This window comes from Microvirga tunisiensis (assembly GCF_009296175.1).
Classification (GTDB): Bacteria; Pseudomonadota; Alphaproteobacteria; order Rhizobiales; family Beijerinckiaceae; genus Microvirga; species Microvirga tunisiensis.
The window spans coordinates 1-2079 of the sequence record NZ_VOSK01000629.1; the positions used below are offsets into that span (position 1 = coordinate 1).

Annotated in this window: 1 protein-coding gene and 2 pseudogenes; all 3 read left to right on the top strand. The window is 63.0% G+C overall.

The annotated features are described in order from the left end of the window. Window positions 1-223 precede the first annotated feature (223 nt). Window positions 224-1468 carry a tyrosine-type recombinase/integrase gene (locus FS320_RS42210; RefSeq protein WP_162003617.1) on the top strand — a complete coding sequence of 415 codons (1245 nt, stop codon included), beginning with the start codon at window positions 224-226 and terminating at the stop codon, window positions 1466-1468. Window positions 1469-1555: 87 nt separating this feature from the next. Continuing rightward, window positions 1556-1657: pseudogene (locus FS320_RS51490) on the top strand (transposase); the annotation flags it as partial. Between the two features lie 103 nt (window positions 1658-1760). Beyond that, window positions 1761-2079 (top strand): annotated as a pseudogene (locus FS320_RS42215) (IS110 family transposase); the annotation flags it as partial.

A 2079-nucleotide genomic window follows, 5' to 3' on the forward strand; every position in this document is an offset into this window, starting at 1 on the left:
CCCAACAGCTCCAGCACCAACCGCTTCAGATCGGCGTTCGACAGGCCATCAAGATCCGGGGCCGGTGACATGCAGGGGATTGAATCAGAATTGTCGCTGCGCCGGAACCCCGACCCGCCAGCTCAGCCCGGACTTTTGCCAATGTTACGTTCTGGAGTCTTCTCCTCTTGGCATAATTGTTGTGGTCTCTCGACGTTCTTTTGACCTCGAGAGGAGAGTCCACGTGCCAAAATCGACGGAAGTTCTGCCGGAATGCGCGCAACTGATGAACCCAGGTGCCTTGCGTCCGTTCGTGGAGGCGTTCACGGGCCGATTGCTGAGTCTGGGGTACACCCACCTGACGGTGTTAGGCTACGAAGCCCCGGCTCGTCACTTCGGACAATGGCTGCAGAACACGAAGATCGCCGTCGCTGAGATTGACGACAATGTCGTTCGCCGGTTTGCGCGGCATCGATGCCGTTGCCCTGGCATCCGGCAGGCCACTCGACTGTCCATCAAATACGTCAACCGCGCTCGCCGATTCGTTGGCTTCCTGGCGGAATGCGGGGCGGTGACACTGTCGGAACAGGTGCCGCCGTGTCCTGACGAGAACGAGATCTTTGCTTTCCAGGCCTGGCTGAGACGGCATCGCGGAATCTCGGAGCGCACCGTCTGGCGCCATGGTCGTATGGTCATGCGCCTGCTTCCGGCTCTAGGCCCCGATCCCATGCAGTACAATGCTGCTCTCGTCCGACAGGTGATCCTGGACGAGGGAAAGCGAAGTTCGCACGCCTACCTCAAGACCATGACGATGGCGCTGCGAGGCTATCTTCGATATCTGGCTGCCCATGGCCTGTGCCATTCGGGGCTTGATCAGGGCATACCGACAATCCCGCAATGGCGGTTGTCGGCGTTACCGCGCTACATCCCCACTGCGGACGTCGAGCGGGTCATCGCGTCGTGCGACGTCACGATGCCGATGGGCATCCGCGACCGCGCGGTGCTTCTGCTGCTGGCCCGTCTCGGCCTGCGCGCCGGCGACATTGCAGGCATGCGCCTCGACGATATCGACTGGCGTGAGGGAACCCTGCGTGTCCGTGGCAAAGGCCGTCGTGAGAGCCGGCTCCCGCTCCCCCAGGACGCTGGCGACGCGATCATCGCCTATCTCCGAGACGCCCGGCCGATCGCCGCCTGTGAGCAGATTTTCCTGCGGACTGTTGCACCGCATCGGTCGTTGGCGAGCGCAAGCGTCTCGAGCATCGTCAGTCTTGCCCTTGAGAGGGCCGGCATTGATGACCCGCCGTCGCGAGGTACCAATCTGCTTCGGCACTCCGCAGCGACCGGCCTGCTGCGTGCCGGCGCCACGCTGGACATGGTCGGAACCGTGCTTCGCCACCGATCGATCGACACCACCGCCCATTATGCGAAGGTGGACGTCAATATGTTGCTTCAGATCGCGCAGCCCTGGCCCGGGAGCGTGTCATGCTGAGCAGAGCTGGCTCGGGAAATTTGAACAGCGGGATAAGTGGAGTTTCTGCCTGACTGTGGCCAGAATGGCTGCTGAACAGGAGAGACGATGAGCAAGAGACCGCGCCGGAACCACTCTCCGGCTTTCAAGGCCAAAGTGGCCCTGGCCGCCGTGAAGGGTGAGAAGACCCTGGCCGAACTGGCGCAGCAGACCGTATGTTCGTTGCCGGTGGAGGTGGCTCGTCCACACTATGCGATGAGCGAGGGTTGCGCCGGATGGGCCGGCGCCGAGCCTCCCGCACAGGGGACGAGCCATGCAGCAGAAGAGCAAAGTGTTTGTCGGTCTGGATACCTCCAAACTGAAGATCTCCGTCGCCGTGGCCGAGGACGGCCGCCAGGGAGAGATCCGCTTTCTCGGCGAGATCGACAATACCCCCGAGGCGGTGCGGCGCCTGGTCCACAAGCTGGCGAGCCGGCACGGCGAATTGTTGTTCTGCTACGAGGCCGGCCCCACCGGCTATGGCCTGCAGCGCCAGATCGCGGCTCTGGGACATGAGTGTGCCGTCATCGCGCCGTCGCTCATCCCCAAGCGTCCGGGCGAGCGCGTCAAGACCAACCGGCGCGATGCCCTCA